Here is a 15026-nt window from a genome sequence, read left to right as displayed (position 1 = left end):
AACCCGATGGAGACACCTATGACAAAGCAGATCCGGCTCAACGCCTTCGACATGAACTGCGTCGGCCATATCCAGCACGGAATGTGGGCGCATCCCCGCGATCGCTCGACCGCCTACAACACCCTGGAGTATTGGCAGGACCTGGCCCGAACGGCCGAGCGGGGATTGTTCGACGGCATCTTCCTCGCCGACATCGTCGGCGTCTACGATGTCTACAAGGACAGCCTGGACCCGTCGATCGCTCACGCGGTTCAGGTGCCGGTCAACGATCCCTTGCTCGTGGTGCCCGCCATGGCGGCGGTCACGAAGCATATCGGCTTCGGGGTGACCTGCAATCTCACCTACGAGCCGCCCTATCTCTTCGCGCGCAGAATGTCGACGCTGGATCACCTCACGCGGGGACGGATCGGCTGGAACATCGTGACGGGCTATCTCGACAGCGCCGCCCGCGGCATGGGGCTCACGAAGCAGATCAAGCACGACGAGCGCTACGATGCCGCCGAGGAGTACATGGAGGTCGTCTACAAGCTCTGGGAGGGCAGCTGGGAGGATGACGCGGTTCTGCGCGACCGCGAGCGCGGCCTCTATGCCGATCCCGGCAAGGTGCACCGGGTTCAGCACATTGGGCAGCATTACCGGGTCGATGCCATTCACCTGGCCGAGCCTTCGCCCCAACGGACGCCGATCCTTTATCAGGCCGGCGCCTCGTCCCGCGGCAAAGATTTCGGCGCCAAGCATGCGGAATGCATCTTCCTTGCCGGGCCGACCAAGGAGAACACCCGCACGACCGTGGCGGACATCCGCCGCCGCGCAACGGAGCAGGGGCGCGATCCCTCCGACATCCTGATCTTCCTCGGGCGCGCCGTCGTCGTCGGGCGGACCCGCAAGGAGGCCGAGGAGAAGTACGAGGAATACAACCGCTATGCCAGCATCGAGGGAGCGCTGGCGCATTTCTCCAGCTCCACCGGCATCGATTTCTCCCGCTACGACCCCGACGAGCCCCTGCGCTACGAGGAGAACGACGCGATGAACTCGATCCTGCGCGCCTTCACGGTCGACAGCAGCGAAACGTGGACACTGCGCAAGATCTTCGGCGACAAGGGACTCGGAAGCCGGAACGCGCCCCTGGTGGGATCCGCCGAGGAGATCGCCGACGAGCTGCAGAGCTGGGTCGAGGACACCGACATCGACGGCTTCAACCTCAGCCGGGTGGTGACGCCCGAAGGCCTCGAGAGCTTCGTCGATCTGGTGGTGCCGATCCTGCAGGAGCGAGGAATCTACAAGCGCGATTACGCCGAGGGCACCTTACGCGAAAAGCTGTTCGGGGCAGGGCGGTCGCGCCTCGCAAAGAGCCATCCGGGCGCCTCCTACCGCGCCCTCGATCAGGCCCGGTCCATTGCTCCGGCCGCCGAGTGACCCGTCATCGCGTAACCCGCCTTCCCGCAAAACCTGCTCAAGAGGATGCCCAACGATGAACTCAGCCAAGAAACCGCACCGAACGCTCGCCCGCCGCAGGCTCGGCGGCCTGCTGGCCGGCGCCGCAGGACTCCTGCTCCTGCTGGCTCAGACGGGAGACGCGCTTGCCCGACCGCTCAAGGTGGGGACAAGCGGCGGGCCCGTCGCCGACATCATGAACTTTGCCGCGGAGCGCGCCCGGCAGCAGGATCTGGATGTCCAGGTGGTCGAGTTCTCCGACTGGGTGACACCCAACGAGGCGCTGGCCAATGGAGACATCGACACCAACCTGTTTCAGCACATCCCCTTCCTGAACGCCGCCATCAAGGCCCGCGGCTACAAGCTCACACCGGTTGCGCCAACCTATGTGCTGCCGGTCGGCTTGTTCTCGAACAAGGTCACGAGCTTCGATCAAGTGCCGGAAAACGCGACGGTGGCCATCGCCAACGATCCGGTCAATGGCGCCCGTGGCCTGCAGTTGCTGCAGAAAGTCGGATTGATCGCCCTGAAGCCCGGCGTGGCCGATGCGGCCACCATCCTGGACATTACCTCCAACCCCAAGAGCCTGCGCTTCCGTGAGCTCGAAGCGGCGCAGCTGCCCCGCGCCCTCGACGATGTGGTGCTCGGCCAGGTGAGCATCAGCTACCTGATGCTGTCGGGGGGCGATCCGGAGAAGGCGCTGATCGCCGACGGGTTCGGCGATCCCCATTATGCCCTTCAGTTCGTGGTGCGGACGGATCGCAAGGACGATCCGGAGATTGCGAAATTCATCGCGGTCTACCGTTCGCCCGAGGTGAAGGAGTATATCGGCAGGAAATACGGAAAATTCTTCGTGCCCGTCTGGTAGAACCGACGGGTCTCTCCATCAAAGAAAAGCCCCGGCTTTTGGCCGGGGCTTTTGTTGTTGGGTTAAGCTGGCTTAGATGATGAAGATGTCCTTGTGGCTCAGCGCCAGGCCCTTCTTCAGCTGCGCAAACTCCACCGCCTCCTTCGAGCCCGAGCCGTCCGCATCGTAGCTCAGCACACCCGTCTTCTTGTTGTAGATCAGGTAGTCGTCCTTCTCCCGCGCCTTGCTGCCCGTGGTGAAGAACTCCCGATCCAGCGCACCCGGATTGGCCGTGCTGCCCGCGCCGAGCTTCTTGAAGATGGCGTTGTCGAGCCACAGGTTGTCGTACTTGACGTTGAAGTCGCTGATCGTGTCGAAGCTGACCTTCCGGTCGGTGCTGGACGTGCCCAGCCGGGAGCTGAACACGAAGGCATCGCTGCCGGCGCCGCCCGACAGGTAGTCGTTGCCCGAGCCGCCGTTGACCTTGTCGTTGCCGGATCCGCCATAGACCCGGTCAGAGCCGCTGTCGCCATAGACCGCGTCGTTGCCGGCATCGCCGTAGACCCGGTCGTTACCCGAGCCGCCGTAGACCTTGTCGTCGCCCGATCGGCCGTAGACGCGATCGTTGCCGCCAAGACCCTTGACGATGTTGGCCTCGCTGTCGCCGCGCACGGTGTTGTCCCTGCTATCCCCTTTCATGCTGGTGACCACCGGCTGCTCAGGAGTGCCCGGAACGGGATCTGTCGGGCCAGGATTGACAGGGCCAGGATTGACAGGGCCGGGATCGATCGGCATTGGCTCCCAGACATCACCCACGAGGCGACCGTCCGAGAACTGGATGATCTCGATGCCCCTCAGGGTGTCGGTGCCTTCGCTGCCGCCAGCGACGGTGCGCTCGGAGCTGGTTCCGCCAATCGTATAGCTGGCGCGGGTGCCGGCATACACGGCGGTGTCGGTGTCGGCTCCACCGTCCAGGGTATCGTTGCCGAGGCCGCCGCTCAGGACGTCGTTGCCGGCACCACCCGACAACTTGTTGGCAGCGTCGTTTCCTGTGATGGCGTTGTTCAGGGTGTTGCCGGTGCCGGAGACGGCAGTTTCCTGGAGGACGAGGTTTTCGACGAACTGGCCGAGCGTCAGGGAAAGAGTGCTGTAGACCGTATCCGTGCCTCCGCCGTCGGCTTCGGAAACCACGTCGCCCGTATGGTCGACATAGTAGGTGTCGTTCCCCAGGCCACCCGTCATAAGGTCGCTGCCGCCCAGGCCGTTCAGGACGTTATTGCCCGAATTGCCGGTCAGGCGGTTCGCTCCGCTGTTGCCGGTGGCGTTGATGTTGGCGGAGCCCATCAGGAACAGGTTCTCGACCTGCGCGGACAACGTATAGCTGACCGTGCTCTCGACGGTGTCGGTCCCGCCGAGGCCGCTGCTGGCCTTCTCGACGATCACGTCTCCGGTCGAGTCGACGCGGTAAGTGTCGTTGCCGTTCCCGCCGTCGAGAATGTCGTTGCCTCCACCGCCATCGAGGGTGTCGTTGCCGTCAAGGCCGTTGAGCTCATTCGCGAGGTGGTTGCCGGTGATCCTGTTGGCGAGTTCGTTGCCGTAACCGTTGATCCCCTTCCCGTCGACGGACACCTTGGCGCCTTCGAGCGTCAGATGCTCCACATTGGCCGTCAGCGTATAGGTGATCGAGGAGAGGACGTGATCGTTGGCGCCTTCTCCCGCTACTTCAACCACTACATCCTTGGAGTGATTGACGGTATAGGTGTCGTCGCCGCCAAGCCCCTTCATCTGCTCGCCGCCGGTGCTGCCGGCAATCACATCGTTTCCTGCAGTGCCGGTGATCACTTCGGAATAGTTCGGCACAGAAATGCCGCCGGTCGCCATGCCCGTGACGGTGTTGTTCTGGAGCGTGGTTCGCGTTGCTCCACCGTCGTCGTTGGTTGGCTCCTCCCGGATGCCGTAGCGGGCCTTGACCGGGCCGTTCGCGTAGATGGTGTTGTTCAGGATCTGCGTGTCGGTCGAATAGTAGGTGTAGGGGAATTTCTGAGCGTTGCCGTCCGTGAAGTCGTTGCGCAGGCGAATGCTGACTTCATCATACTCGTTATGTAGCTCTTGCGAGTTGTTGTAGATCTCGCTGTTCTGCAGGGTCGTGTTCGTCGACCCTTCGATCCTCACGCCCTGGCGCAGGTTGCCGTAGACGTCGACGCCGTCGATGGTGACCTTGTCCGACAGTTTGACGAGAATGCCTTCCTTGTTGTTCCCGTGATAGGAGCCGCCGGTGATCTGAATGTTGGTGACCCACGGAATGGTGCTCGAGCCTTCGGGCGGGATGTTCCCGCGCTGGATGGTGATGCCTGCTCCGCCCCACACAAGGCCGGTGGCCGGATTGATGCCGTAACCGTTGTCGTAAGCTTCGTTGTTCTTGAGAACCAGGTCCTTCGTGGCGTTCTGGATGTTGAATCCGTGACGGTCGTTGTCGTAGGACACGTTGTTTTCGTACGTGCCGCCGATCACGGCATCCGCCACGAAGCCGTCGAGGCCGTTGTTATGGGCAACCGAGTTCTTGACGACCATGTTGTACGTGATTTCATGCGGGTTGATCCCGTATGCCGTACAATTCATCACCTCCACACCGTCGATGGTGATGTTCCTCTGCTCCTCACCGTCGGCGTTCTCCTTGATGCCGCAGATGAAGCCTGCCTGGTGGCCCTGGTTGTTGGCGCGGTTCCCGTCGATGACCAGGTTGGAGACGGTGACATTCTCCACATCCGTCAAGGCAGTACGGACGATGCCGTTGATCCTGGCGTCGAAGTGGTCCTCGAGCTTGATGGTGGATCCACGGGTTCCGAAACCTGTCAGCTCGACTCCGGACAGCAGCTCGACCGGGCCGACCGAGGGATTGTCCTTGTCGCCGGTGACGACATAGGTGCCCTCTTGAAGCTGCACCTTCACCTGAGCCTTCAAAGGATCTTTCAGGTAAGCTGCGTTCGCCTGTTGGATCGCGGTCTTGATCGCCGCTGTATCCTTTACCGCGTCCCCAGTCGGACCAGGTACTTCAATGATGGTCATGATCAAAATCCTTATGATCGTGCGTTATTCAAAGCATTGATGGTGATGGCTATCAGTGGGCAGGCTGGCTTAGACGCTGGGTGTGCAATGAATGACTGCACCGAAGTGTTGCTGATCTGCATAGGCCGCGACGGAAGGGCTTCAGGCGCAGCTTCCCAGAAAAGCAGCAGGCTTTACTGAACGCGGAAGTGAGCGTTGGTCGGGGCGGGCGGCGTGTGACGCGGAGATTGGGTAAGTTGTGTACCATCTACTCGGATTTTGTTTGATTGCGGCGTTTCCAAGGATGATTTTAGATTATAAATGCAGATGAGATATCGTCTGAATATGGTAGCCGGAGGCGTATTCCGGGTTAATACTTTGGGGGTTTGGCAGCTTGTCATGCATCCTATTGAGGTATGTCGCGCACAGCGTGGAGCCATGGATCGTATCCCACCTGCTTGCATATCAGCCGCCACAGGGTGCTCAAATCCTTTCTCCAAGATCATGTTCCGGCGAGACTACGGGTGACCGGATGCACAAACCGACGGGTCTCTCCATCAAAGAAAAGCCCCGGCTTTTGGCCGGGGCTTTTGTTGTTGGGTTAAGCTGGCTTAGATGATGAAGATGTCCTTGTGGCTCAGCGCCAGGCCCTTCTTCAGCTGCGCAAACTCCACCGCCTCCTTCGAGCCCGAGCCGTCCGCATCGTAGCTCAGCACACCCGTCTTCTTGTTGTAGATCAGGTAGTCGTCCTTCTCCCGCGCCTTGCTGCCCGTGGTGAAGAACTCCCGATCCAGCGCACCCGGATTGGCCGTGCTGCCCGCGCCGAGCTTCTTGAAGATGGCGTTGTCGAGCCACAGGTTGTCGTACTTGACGTTGAAGTCGCTGATCGTGTCGAAGCTGACCTTCCGGTCGGTGCTGGACGTGCCCAGCCGGGAGCTGAACACGAAGGCATCGCTGCCGGCGCCGCCCGACAGGTAGTCGTTGCCCGAGCCGCCGTTGACCTTGTCGTTGCCGGATCCGCCATAGACCCGGTCAGAGCCGCTGTCGCCATAGACCGCGTCGTTGCCGGCATCGCCGTAGACCCGGTCGTTGCCCGAGCCGCCGTAGACCTTGTCGTCGCCCGATCGGCCGTAGACGCGATCGTTGCCGCCAAGACCCTTGACGATGTTGGCCTCGCTGTCGCCGCGCACGGTGTTGTCCCTGCTATCCCCTTTCATGCTGGTGACCACCGGCTGCTCAGGAGTGCCCGGAACGGGATCTGTCGGGCCAGGATTGACAGGGCCAGGATTGACAGGGCCGGGATCGATCGGCATTGGCTCCCAGACATCACCCACGAGGCGACCGTCCGAGAACTGGATGATCTCGATGCCCCTCAGGGTGTCGGTGCCTTCGCTGCCGCCAGCGACGGTGCGCTCGGAGCTGGTTCCGCCGATCGTATAGCTGGCGCGGTTGCCGGCATACACGGCGGTGTCGGTGTCGGCTCCGCCATCCAGGGTGTCATTGCCGACGCCGCCGCTCAGGACGTCGTTGCCGGCGCCGCCCGACAGCTTGTTGGCAAGGTCGTTGCCGCTGATCCAGTTGGCCAACTCGTTGCCTGTACCGGTAATCGCCGTGCCCTGCACAAACAGGTTCTCGAGGAATTGACCCAGTGTGTAGGCAATCGTGCTGTAGACCGTATCCGTGCCGCCGCCTGCTACTTCGACCACCACGTCGCCGGTGTGATTGACGACATAGCTGTCGCTGCCAGCTCCGCCGGTCATCAGGTCGGCACCACCCTGACCATCGAGAACGTTGCTGCCGGCGTTGCCGGTCAGGCTGTTCTGAGAGGCATTGCCGGTAGCGCTGATGTTGGCCGTGCCGTCGAGGATAAGGTTTTCAACCTCAGTCGTAAGCGCCAGCGAGTAGCTGACGGTACTGTGCACGGTGTCCACCCCACCGAGGGAGTTGCCTTGGGCGTCGTTATGGGCCTTCTCGACGATGACGTCATTAGCATCGTCCACATAGTAGGTGTCGTTGCCGTCGCCGCCGTCCAAGCTATCGGCACCGGCTCCGCCATCGAGGACATCAGCGCCAGCAAGCCCCTTAAGAGTATTGGATGCCGCGTTGCCGACGATCCAGTTGTTCAACTCATTGCCCGTTCCGCTGATCGGGTTAGCACCCTGAAGAAAGAGGTTTTCAATGTTGGCGGACAAGGTCTCACTAATATGAGCAAGAACCGTGTCGCTGCCCTCGTTGGCATTCTCGATCACCACATCACCAGAGTGGTTGACCACGTAAACGTCGTTGCCGGCGGCTCCTTGCATCTCGTCGCCACCAGCAGTGCCTGTCAGCGTATCGTTGCCGGCGCCTCCCGTTACCGGGTTTGCAGCGCCCGGTACAGAAACGGCTCCTGCATCCGTGCCCGTGATGGCATTACCAGACACAACAGTATTGGTTGCTCCGCCATTAATATTGGTGGGCTCCTCTCGGACTCCCCAGCGGGCGTTAATGGCGCCACTGGACTCAATGACGTTGTTCAAGACCTGCGTGCCGGTTGAGTAGTATGTCACGCCGGTGACAGCATCTGCATCTAGGCGGATGCTGATCTCGTCATACGTGTTATCGGCAGCCTGAGCATTGTTGTAGATGTGGCTATTTTGAACAATTGTGTTGATTGAGCCTTCGATCCGGACACCCTGACGCAGATTTCCATGGATGTCCGCGCCACTGATCGTGACGTTCTTGGCCATGTTGATCAGAATGCCCTCACGAGTATTGTCGGAGTACTCACCTCCAATGATCTGAACACCGTCCGGCCAAGCAATATTTTCCGAACCGCGCTGAACAACGATGCCTGACGACCCGTTGCTATACGCTTTGTTGCCCTCGAGAATCAGATCAGTCGTGCTCGTCGTGACGTTAAAGCCATGGCGATCATTGTCGTAAGCAATATTATTGCGATAGACACCATCGATGATGAAGTCGGCTACGAAGCCATCCAGTCCGTTTCCGTGCGAGATGCTGTTCTCAATCGTCAGGCGAATGGTTTGTTCATGCGGGTCGAAGCCATAGCCCGAGCAGTTCATGACCTCCACTCTCGAAACGGTAATGTCTGCATCCTGCTCGGTGCTGCCAGGACGGACACCCGTATAAAAGCCGTCGATCTTGCCCGCAGTGTTCGCGCGATTGCCGTCGATGGTAAGGTCGAGGAGGCTGGCCTTTGTGGTAACCTCATTGAACGGCGTGCGAACCACGCCAGTAATATCCCCAACCGAACCATCGGCAACCTTGAGGATCGTCTGGCCGATGCCGGCACCCTTGAGGATCGTGCCGGTGAGCAATTGAATTGCGCCCAGGCTCTTGTCGCTTGAGCCGGAGACGATCAGCGTGCCCGTCGGCAGAATAACCGTGACTTGGCCTGCTCCAGGATCGTTCAGGTAGGCGGCGTTCGCTGCTTTGAGAGCGGCGTTAATGGCTGCTGTATCGTTGATGCCATCGTTTGCGTTGGCCCCGTAGTCTACAGCGTTGAAGGTTAGTGCCATAATTGAGTTTTCCCCTAGGATGAAGAACTTGTCGCCAGATTAAATGGCAGTTTCTCCAGGAAGAGGAGTGGCTATATCCTTTCTGAGCAGATCCACTTCGGATTAGCTAATTCGCAGGAGGGGCTATCTACTTTATAGGTACGGCGTCTATTGCGCATATTTGCAAAAGAGTTGCCTTTCCCCTAGCGTTTCTGCTTTCCTTTCTGTGTTTGTCAGCCATGAACTACGACGCTACTCACTTGATGTAGTCGAAGAGCTGGCCTGAGCACTGCGAAACGAGAATGAGAAGCAGGATGCCGATGAACCACAGCCACGAGCCTGCCCGCTGCGGCTTGGCGGGGGCGGTGGGCTCCGGCTGGGGAGCGATAGCCGGTACGGGAGGGGCCGGCAGGCGCTCGATCAGCTCGGCCGAACTGGCAGGAATGCTGCCGGCCGTTCCGATGAACCTGAACGTCATGGGGATCCCGCCGACGAAGCCCACCTCGGCAGGCTGAACGGCGGCATTGTAGCGGACCCACCAGTATTCCGAGCGATCGTCCATCCTGCACCCTCTCAAGAATGTGGGGCTACTCTAGCGGGCTTTGCCGCCGGGTTGATCTGGAAATCCAGATCCAATAGAGCCACCCTGACAACAAATCGAATAGCAGGCTCGGTGGATCCATGAACGTTCTCGTTACCGGTGGGGCAGGGTATATTGGCGGCCATATGGTTCTCGCCTTGCTCGATGCAGGGCATAAGCCGGTTGTGTTCGACAACCTGTCGACCGGGTTCCGCTCGTCCGTGCCGGATGGGGTCCCCCTGGTGGTCGGCGACATCGGCGATCACGAACTGGTCTTTCGGACCCTTCACGCACACAGGATCGACGCCATCGTTCATTTCGCCGCCAAGCTGGTGGTGCCGGAATCCGTCTCGGACCCGCTCGGCTATTACCTGAACAATACGGTCAAGAGCCGCGCGCTTATGGCGGCGGCCGTTGCGGCCGGCGTGGAGGCATTCGTGTTCTCCTCGACGGCGGCGGTTTACGGGAATGCCTCCGACAAACCGATAGGGGAGGATGTGCCCCTGGCTCCTCTCTCGCCCTATGGCAGCTCGAAGCAGCTGACCGAGGTGATGCTGCGCGACGTCGCGGCAGCCCACAGCCTGCGCTATGTCGCCCTGCGCTATTTCAACGTTGCGGGGGCCGACCCGGCGATGCGCCACGGCCAATCGACGGCGAACGCGACCCATCTCATCAAAGTGGCCGTCCAGACGGCGCTCGGCATGCGGTCCCACATGGAGGTCTACGGAACCGACTACCCGACGCCCGATGGAACCTGCATCCGCGACTATATTCATGTGAGCGACCTGATCTCGGCCCATATGCGCGCTTTGACCCATCTCAGCGAAGGTGGGGAAAGCCTCGTCATGAACTGCGGCTATGGCCATGGCTATTCCGTCTCCGAGGTCGTCGAGACGGTGCGCAGGGTCTCGGGAAGGGCCGTGGAAGCCCGACTGGCTCCGCGGCGAGCGGGCGATCCGGTCGCCATCGTGGCGGATTCCAGCCGCATCCGGTCCCGTCTCGGATGGGAACCCCGCTACGACGATCTGTCGACCATTGTCGAGCACACGCTTCGATGGGAAAGCATGCTGCGGGAGAGAAATCTCACGCTCTGAGGGATGCGGCGCCTCGATCCGCTAAGGCGGGATTAACAACCTCTGCCTCAAATGCTCATGCGGTCCGGGGGCGATTCTCCGCCGCACTGGAAGGGAGAGCGGAATATGGTCGAGGGCAGGGGAGCGGGCGTCAACGGGATCCTGCTGGTGGGTCGCTTGCTGCTGGCCGGCTGTTTTCTTCCGGGGGCTGTGGGCAGGCTCTCGAACATCTCGGGCTTTGCGGCATCCCTGACCCTGAAGGGCATCCCTTATGCGGATGTTGCGGCGACCCTGATCCTTCTGGCGGAGGTTTTCGGGCCTTTGGCCTTGATCTTCGGTCTAGCCCCACGCCTGAGCGCCGCTGCGCTGATCGCGGCGCTGGCGGTGACAACCGCGACCCTGCACCGCTTCTGGGATTACGGGGGCTTAACGCGCCAGGCCGAGCAAGCGGTATTCCTGTCCCATCTCGGCGTCCTCGCAGGGCTTCTGTTCTATTGCCTCACAGGCCCCGGCGCCTGGAGCTGGCAGGCTTGGTGGCGCGGGTTCGGCGGGGCCGCGAAGCCTGCCAAGAAAAAGCGCCCATCCCGCCCCCGCACCCCCAAGCCCCGTCCTGTGCCCGCCCGCGCCGCGATGGACGACGACTTGGCCGATGCGGCCTGAAGCGGATGAGCAGCGCCTGCGTTCAAAACGGTGCAAACCTCGCCCGAGCCCTTATTTCGGCTTGTGTTCCTCCTCAGGTTCCTGCCTTCATTAAGCCTCTTATCGGGGCCATAAATCGTTGATCGGTCGTGCCTTTGCACACAGGCCTTCTCGTCTTTTCAGGTTAGCAGTGGCGTCATGTCCAACTCGTCCTTGCGTTGCATTCTCGGTCTTGCTCTTGCGCTCGCATCCGTGTCTCCCGCTGCCGCGCAGCAGCCTTCCGATCCGCTGACCCGCTTCCTTGACGGTGTTTTCAAAAAGGGTTCCGCTCCGGCGGCCCCAGCCGAAAGCGCTCCGCAGGCGACGCCCGCCCAGCCCGCGTCGCGTCCGCGCCCGCAGGCGCAACCCCAAGCCCAACCCCAGGCCGGAGCCAATCCACAGGCTAAGCCGAGTGCCGCGGCCCAGAAGCCTCAAGCCCCGCAAAAGCCACGAGTAACGCAGCCCCAGCCGAAGACGCAGCCAGAGCCCCAAACGACGGCGAAACCCGAGCCAAAGCCCGAGCCTCGTCCTGCTGCCGTGCCTGAGAAGGCCGAGGCGAAGGCACCCGCGCCCGAGCCGCAAAAGCCCGTAAGCCAACCGCCGGCGAAAGCGAGCGAGCAGGCGAAGCCTGCGGAGGCTTCCCCCGCAAAGGTAGCCGAACCGCCGAAGCCCGCGAGAGCCACACCGGCGCAAGGGGCGCCGGCCCCAACCTCGTTTGCCGCTCCGGCAACGGCGCCAACTCCTACGTCCCCGCCAGGCCCGCGCTCTCCCGAGGAAGCCCTCGACCGGGTCAATGCCTATTTCAACAGCATCGACCAGCTGTCGGCCTATTTCGTGCAGAGGAATCCTAACGGGCAGCAGGCCGAAGGCTCCCTGTCCATGCGCCGTCCGGGGCAGTTCCACTTCGCCTATTCGCCGCCGAGCACCCTTGAAGTGGTCTCCGACGGCCGCAACGTGGCGATCCGCGACAAGAAGCTTGGCACCAACGATGTCTATCCGGTCGCCCAGACGCCCCTGAAGTTCCTGGTCCAGGAGAACATCGACCTGTCGCGCGACACGAAGGTCCGCGATGTGCAGGTGGGGCGGGACGGCGTGGTGACCGTACGTTTCGACGACAGCGCGACCTTGGGCGGCACGTCGAAGATCACCCTGCGCTTCGATAGCCGCGCCAACGCGCTCAGGCAATGGACCATCATCGACGCCCAGGGCTATGAGACGACTGTGACCCTGTCCGGGCTCAATGCGACCTACCGCAGGGATGCCCGTGCAAGCCAGTAAAGGTGGCATGCCGGACCCTCTTCTGGTGGAAATGGCGGTTTTTTCGTCGAGAGGGCCTAGCACGGAGGCGATTTCCGTCTAGAACTCGGCCACCCCTTCGGAATTCCTTGGCAGGTGAGCATGGTCGATAAAGCAGCCCTTGAGGCCTATGCCGGTTACGTTCTCGAGGACGCGACCATCCCGGAACTGCCGAACCATTACCGAGGCAAGGTGCGCGACAACTACGATCTGCCGGACGGGCGGCGGATCATCATCGCGTCCGACCGCCTGAGCGCCTTCGACCGCAACCTCGCCGCCATTCCGCTCAAAGGACAGGTGCTGACGCAGACGGCGCGGTTCTGGTTCGAGCAAACGGCCGATATCTGCCCCAATCACGTCATCGAATATCCTGACCCGAACGTGCTGGTGGGCCAAAAGCTCACGATCCTGCCCGTCGAGATCGTGGTGCGGGATTATCTCGCCGGCACCACCGGAACCTCGATCCTCTCTCTTTATAAGAAGGGCCAGCGCGAGATGTACGGCATCCGCCTGCCCGACGGCATGCGGGACAATGAAAAGCTGCCGCAGACGATCATCACGCCGACGAGCAAAGCGTTCCATGGTGGTCACGACGAGCCCCTGACGCCGGCCGAGATCGTTGGGCAGGGGCTGCTCAGCCAGGAGCAATGGCGCACTGTTTCCGACTATGCCCTCGCGCTGTTCGCGAAGGGGCGGGATATGGCCCGCGAGCGCGGCCTCATCCTCGTCGACACGAAATACGAGTTCGGCATCGACGGAAGCGGCCGCATCATGATCGCCGACGAGATCCATACGCCGGACAGCAGCCGCTACTGGTTCCTGGAGAGCTACCACCAGCACTTCGAGGCGGGCGAGCGGCCCGAAAGCTTCGACAAGGACTTCGTCCGCAACTGGGTGGTTGCGCGCTGCGACCCCTACAAGGACGACGTTCCTGAGATTCCGGCCGACGTGATCCTCGAGACCTCGCGGGTCTATATCGATGCCTATGAGAGGATCACGGCGCGGACCTTCGCTTTGCCGGACCCGAACACGTCGGCGCTGGAGCGGGTGCGGCAAAACCTGCGGGAATATTTCTGACCACCGTTGACGATCCGATCCTGCACCCATAAGAATGCCCCCATGATCACCGGTCGCACCAATTTCACGAACTATTTTACGCCGTCCCCATAGGGCGGCTCCGTTCGGTTGCGACCAAACGTTCGATGCCGCCGCTTCCCGGCGGCATCTTCATTTGGTGATCAGGTCTCCGGGCAGCGGCTACTGCCAAGCCACAAGGAGACTTTCATGACTGCCCCCCGATCCGAATTCCTGAAAACGCTCACCGAGCGCGGCTTCATCCATCAATGCACCGATCCGACAGCTCTCGATGACAGGCTGTCGACTGGGCCCGTCGCCGCCTATATCGGATTCGACGCGACGGCGGACAGCCTTCATACGGGCCACTTGCTGCCGATCATGACCCTGCGCTGGCTCCAGAAATCCGGCCACAAGCCTGTCGTGCTCATCGGTGGCGGCACCACCCAGATCGGCGATCCAAGCTTTCGCGACACGAGCCGTCCGCTACTCGACGACGAGCAGATCGCGAGAAATGTCGCGGGCCTGAAGCAGGTGTTCTCCCGCTACCTCACCTTCGGCGACGGGCCGACGGACGCGGTGATGGTGGACAATGCGGACTGGCTCGACCCGCTGCGGTACCTGCCTTTCCTGCGCGATTTCGGCACCCATTTCACGATCAACCGGATGCTGAGCTTCGACAGCGTGCGCCAGCGGCTCGAGCGCGAGCAGCCTCTCACGCTCCTGGAGTTCAACTACATGGTTCTCCAGGCTTTCGATTTCCTGGAGCTCTCGCGTCGCCACGGTTGCGTGCTGCAGATGGGCGGATCGGATCAGTGGGGCAATATCGTCAACGGCATCGAGCTCGCCCGTCGCATCGACCAGCGCCAGCTCTTCGGGCTGACGACGCCGCTGCTCACCACGTCCGCCGGGACGAAGATGGGCAAGACGGCGGGCGGCGCCGTATGGCTCAATGCGGAGCGCTTGAGCCCTTACGAGTTCTGGCAGTTCTGGCGCAACGCCGAGGACGACGATGTTGCGCGCTTCTTGAGGCTGTTCACCGAGGTGCCCCTCGACGAGGTGCATCGCCTGGGGCAGCTGCAAGGCGCCGAGATCAACGAAGCGAAGCGGATCCTGGCCACCGAGGCCACCCGGCTCGCCCATGGGGACGAGGCCGCGCAGGCGGCTGCCGACACGGCGCGGCGCGCCTTCGAGGAGGGCGAGAACGCATCCGGTCTTCCCTCGTTGGGGCTGTCGAGAAAGGAGCTGGAATCCGGCGTGACCCTCGCTCACCTTTTCGTCTTGGCGGGCCTGGCCAGCTCCAAGAGCGATGCCCGCCGGCTTGTCGCCAACAGCGGGGCGAGGCTCAACGGGAATGTCGTGCAGGATGGCGACGTTCAGGTGACACCGGCGGATCTCGTTGACGGCGCCCTGAAGCTCACGGCAGGCAGGAAGCGCCACGTGCTGGTGCATGTGAACGGATGAAGCAAGAACGCGAGGGCAGCCGCATAGGGCTGCTC

10 protein-coding genes are annotated in these 15026 nt (G+C 61.8%); 7 read left to right on the top strand and 3 right to left on the bottom strand.

Translation table 11 applies throughout. The features are described from left to right. Positions 1-18: 18 nt before the first annotated feature. Together JKG68_RS02520 and JKG68_RS02515 are read left to right on the top strand one after the other, a co-directional pair. A complete protein-coding gene (locus tag JKG68_RS02520) occupies positions 19-1416 on the top strand; it encodes an LLM class flavin-dependent oxidoreductase (RefSeq protein WP_202055541.1) in 1398 nt (465 codons plus the stop codon). A 55-nt stretch (positions 1417-1471) separates the two neighbouring features. Further along, a complete protein-coding gene (locus JKG68_RS02515) occupies positions 1472-2302 on the top strand; it encodes a MetQ/NlpA family ABC transporter substrate-binding protein (protein ID WP_202055540.1) in 831 nt (276 codons plus the stop codon). Positions 2303-2374: 72 nt separating this feature from the next. Here the strand turns inward: JKG68_RS02515 and JKG68_RS34170 are convergent, their stop codons facing one another. The 3 genes from JKG68_RS34170 to JKG68_RS02500 form a co-directional block, all read right to left on the bottom strand. Continuing rightward, on the bottom strand, positions 2375-5347 hold the full coding sequence (locus JKG68_RS34170; protein WP_202055538.1) for a right-handed parallel beta-helix repeat-containing protein: 2973 nt from the start codon (positions 5345-5347) through the stop codon (positions 2375-2377). A gap of 590 nt (positions 5348-5937) precedes the next feature. Continuing rightward, positions 5938-8847 (bottom strand): right-handed parallel beta-helix repeat-containing protein, encoded by a 2910-nt coding sequence (locus tag JKG68_RS02505; protein ID WP_202055536.1) that lies wholly within the window; start codon positions 8845-8847, stop codon positions 5938-5940. 235 nt (positions 8848-9082) lie between these two features. After that, positions 9083-9388: a hypothetical protein gene (locus JKG68_RS02500; protein ID WP_202055529.1), complete on the bottom strand. Its 306-nt coding sequence runs from the start codon at positions 9386-9388 to the stop codon at positions 9083-9085. A gap of 119 nt (positions 9389-9507) precedes the next feature. Here JKG68_RS02500 and galE point away from each other — a divergent pair, with 119 nt between their 5' ends. The 5 genes from galE (at position 9508) to tyrS (ending at position 14991) form a co-directional block, all read left to right on the top strand. Beyond that, positions 9508-10500 carry a UDP-glucose 4-epimerase GalE gene (gene galE / locus JKG68_RS02495; RefSeq protein ID WP_202055528.1) on the top strand — a complete coding sequence of 331 codons (993 nt, stop codon included), beginning with the start codon at positions 9508-9510 and terminating at the stop codon, positions 10498-10500. A 105-nt stretch (positions 10501-10605) separates the two neighbouring features. Continuing rightward, positions 10606-11139, top strand: a complete 534-nt coding sequence (locus JKG68_RS02490; RefSeq protein WP_202055527.1) for a DoxX family protein — start codon at positions 10606-10608, stop codon at positions 11137-11139. Between the two features lie 177 nt (positions 11140-11316). Further along, positions 11317-12435, top strand: coding sequence for a LolA family protein (locus JKG68_RS34165; RefSeq protein WP_202055526.1), 1119 nt, complete (start codon positions 11317-11319; stop codon positions 12433-12435). A 120-nt stretch (positions 12436-12555) separates the two neighbouring features. Continuing rightward, complete coding sequence (locus JKG68_RS02480) at positions 12556-13530, top strand: phosphoribosylaminoimidazolesuccinocarboxamide synthase (RefSeq protein WP_202055525.1); 975 nt, start codon at positions 12556-12558, stop codon at positions 13528-13530. A gap of 207 nt (positions 13531-13737) precedes the next feature. Continuing rightward, on the top strand, positions 13738-14991 hold the full coding sequence (gene tyrS / locus JKG68_RS02475) for a tyrosine--tRNA ligase (RefSeq protein WP_202055523.1): 1254 nt from the start codon (positions 13738-13740) through the stop codon (positions 14989-14991). The last annotated feature ends 35 nt before the right edge of the window (positions 14992-15026 follow it).

This window comes from Microvirga aerilata (genome assembly GCF_016743775.1).
Classification (GTDB): Bacteria; Pseudomonadota; Alphaproteobacteria; order Rhizobiales; family Beijerinckiaceae; genus Microvirga; species Microvirga aerilata.
This window is presented reverse-complemented; position numbering and strand designations above follow the sequence as displayed.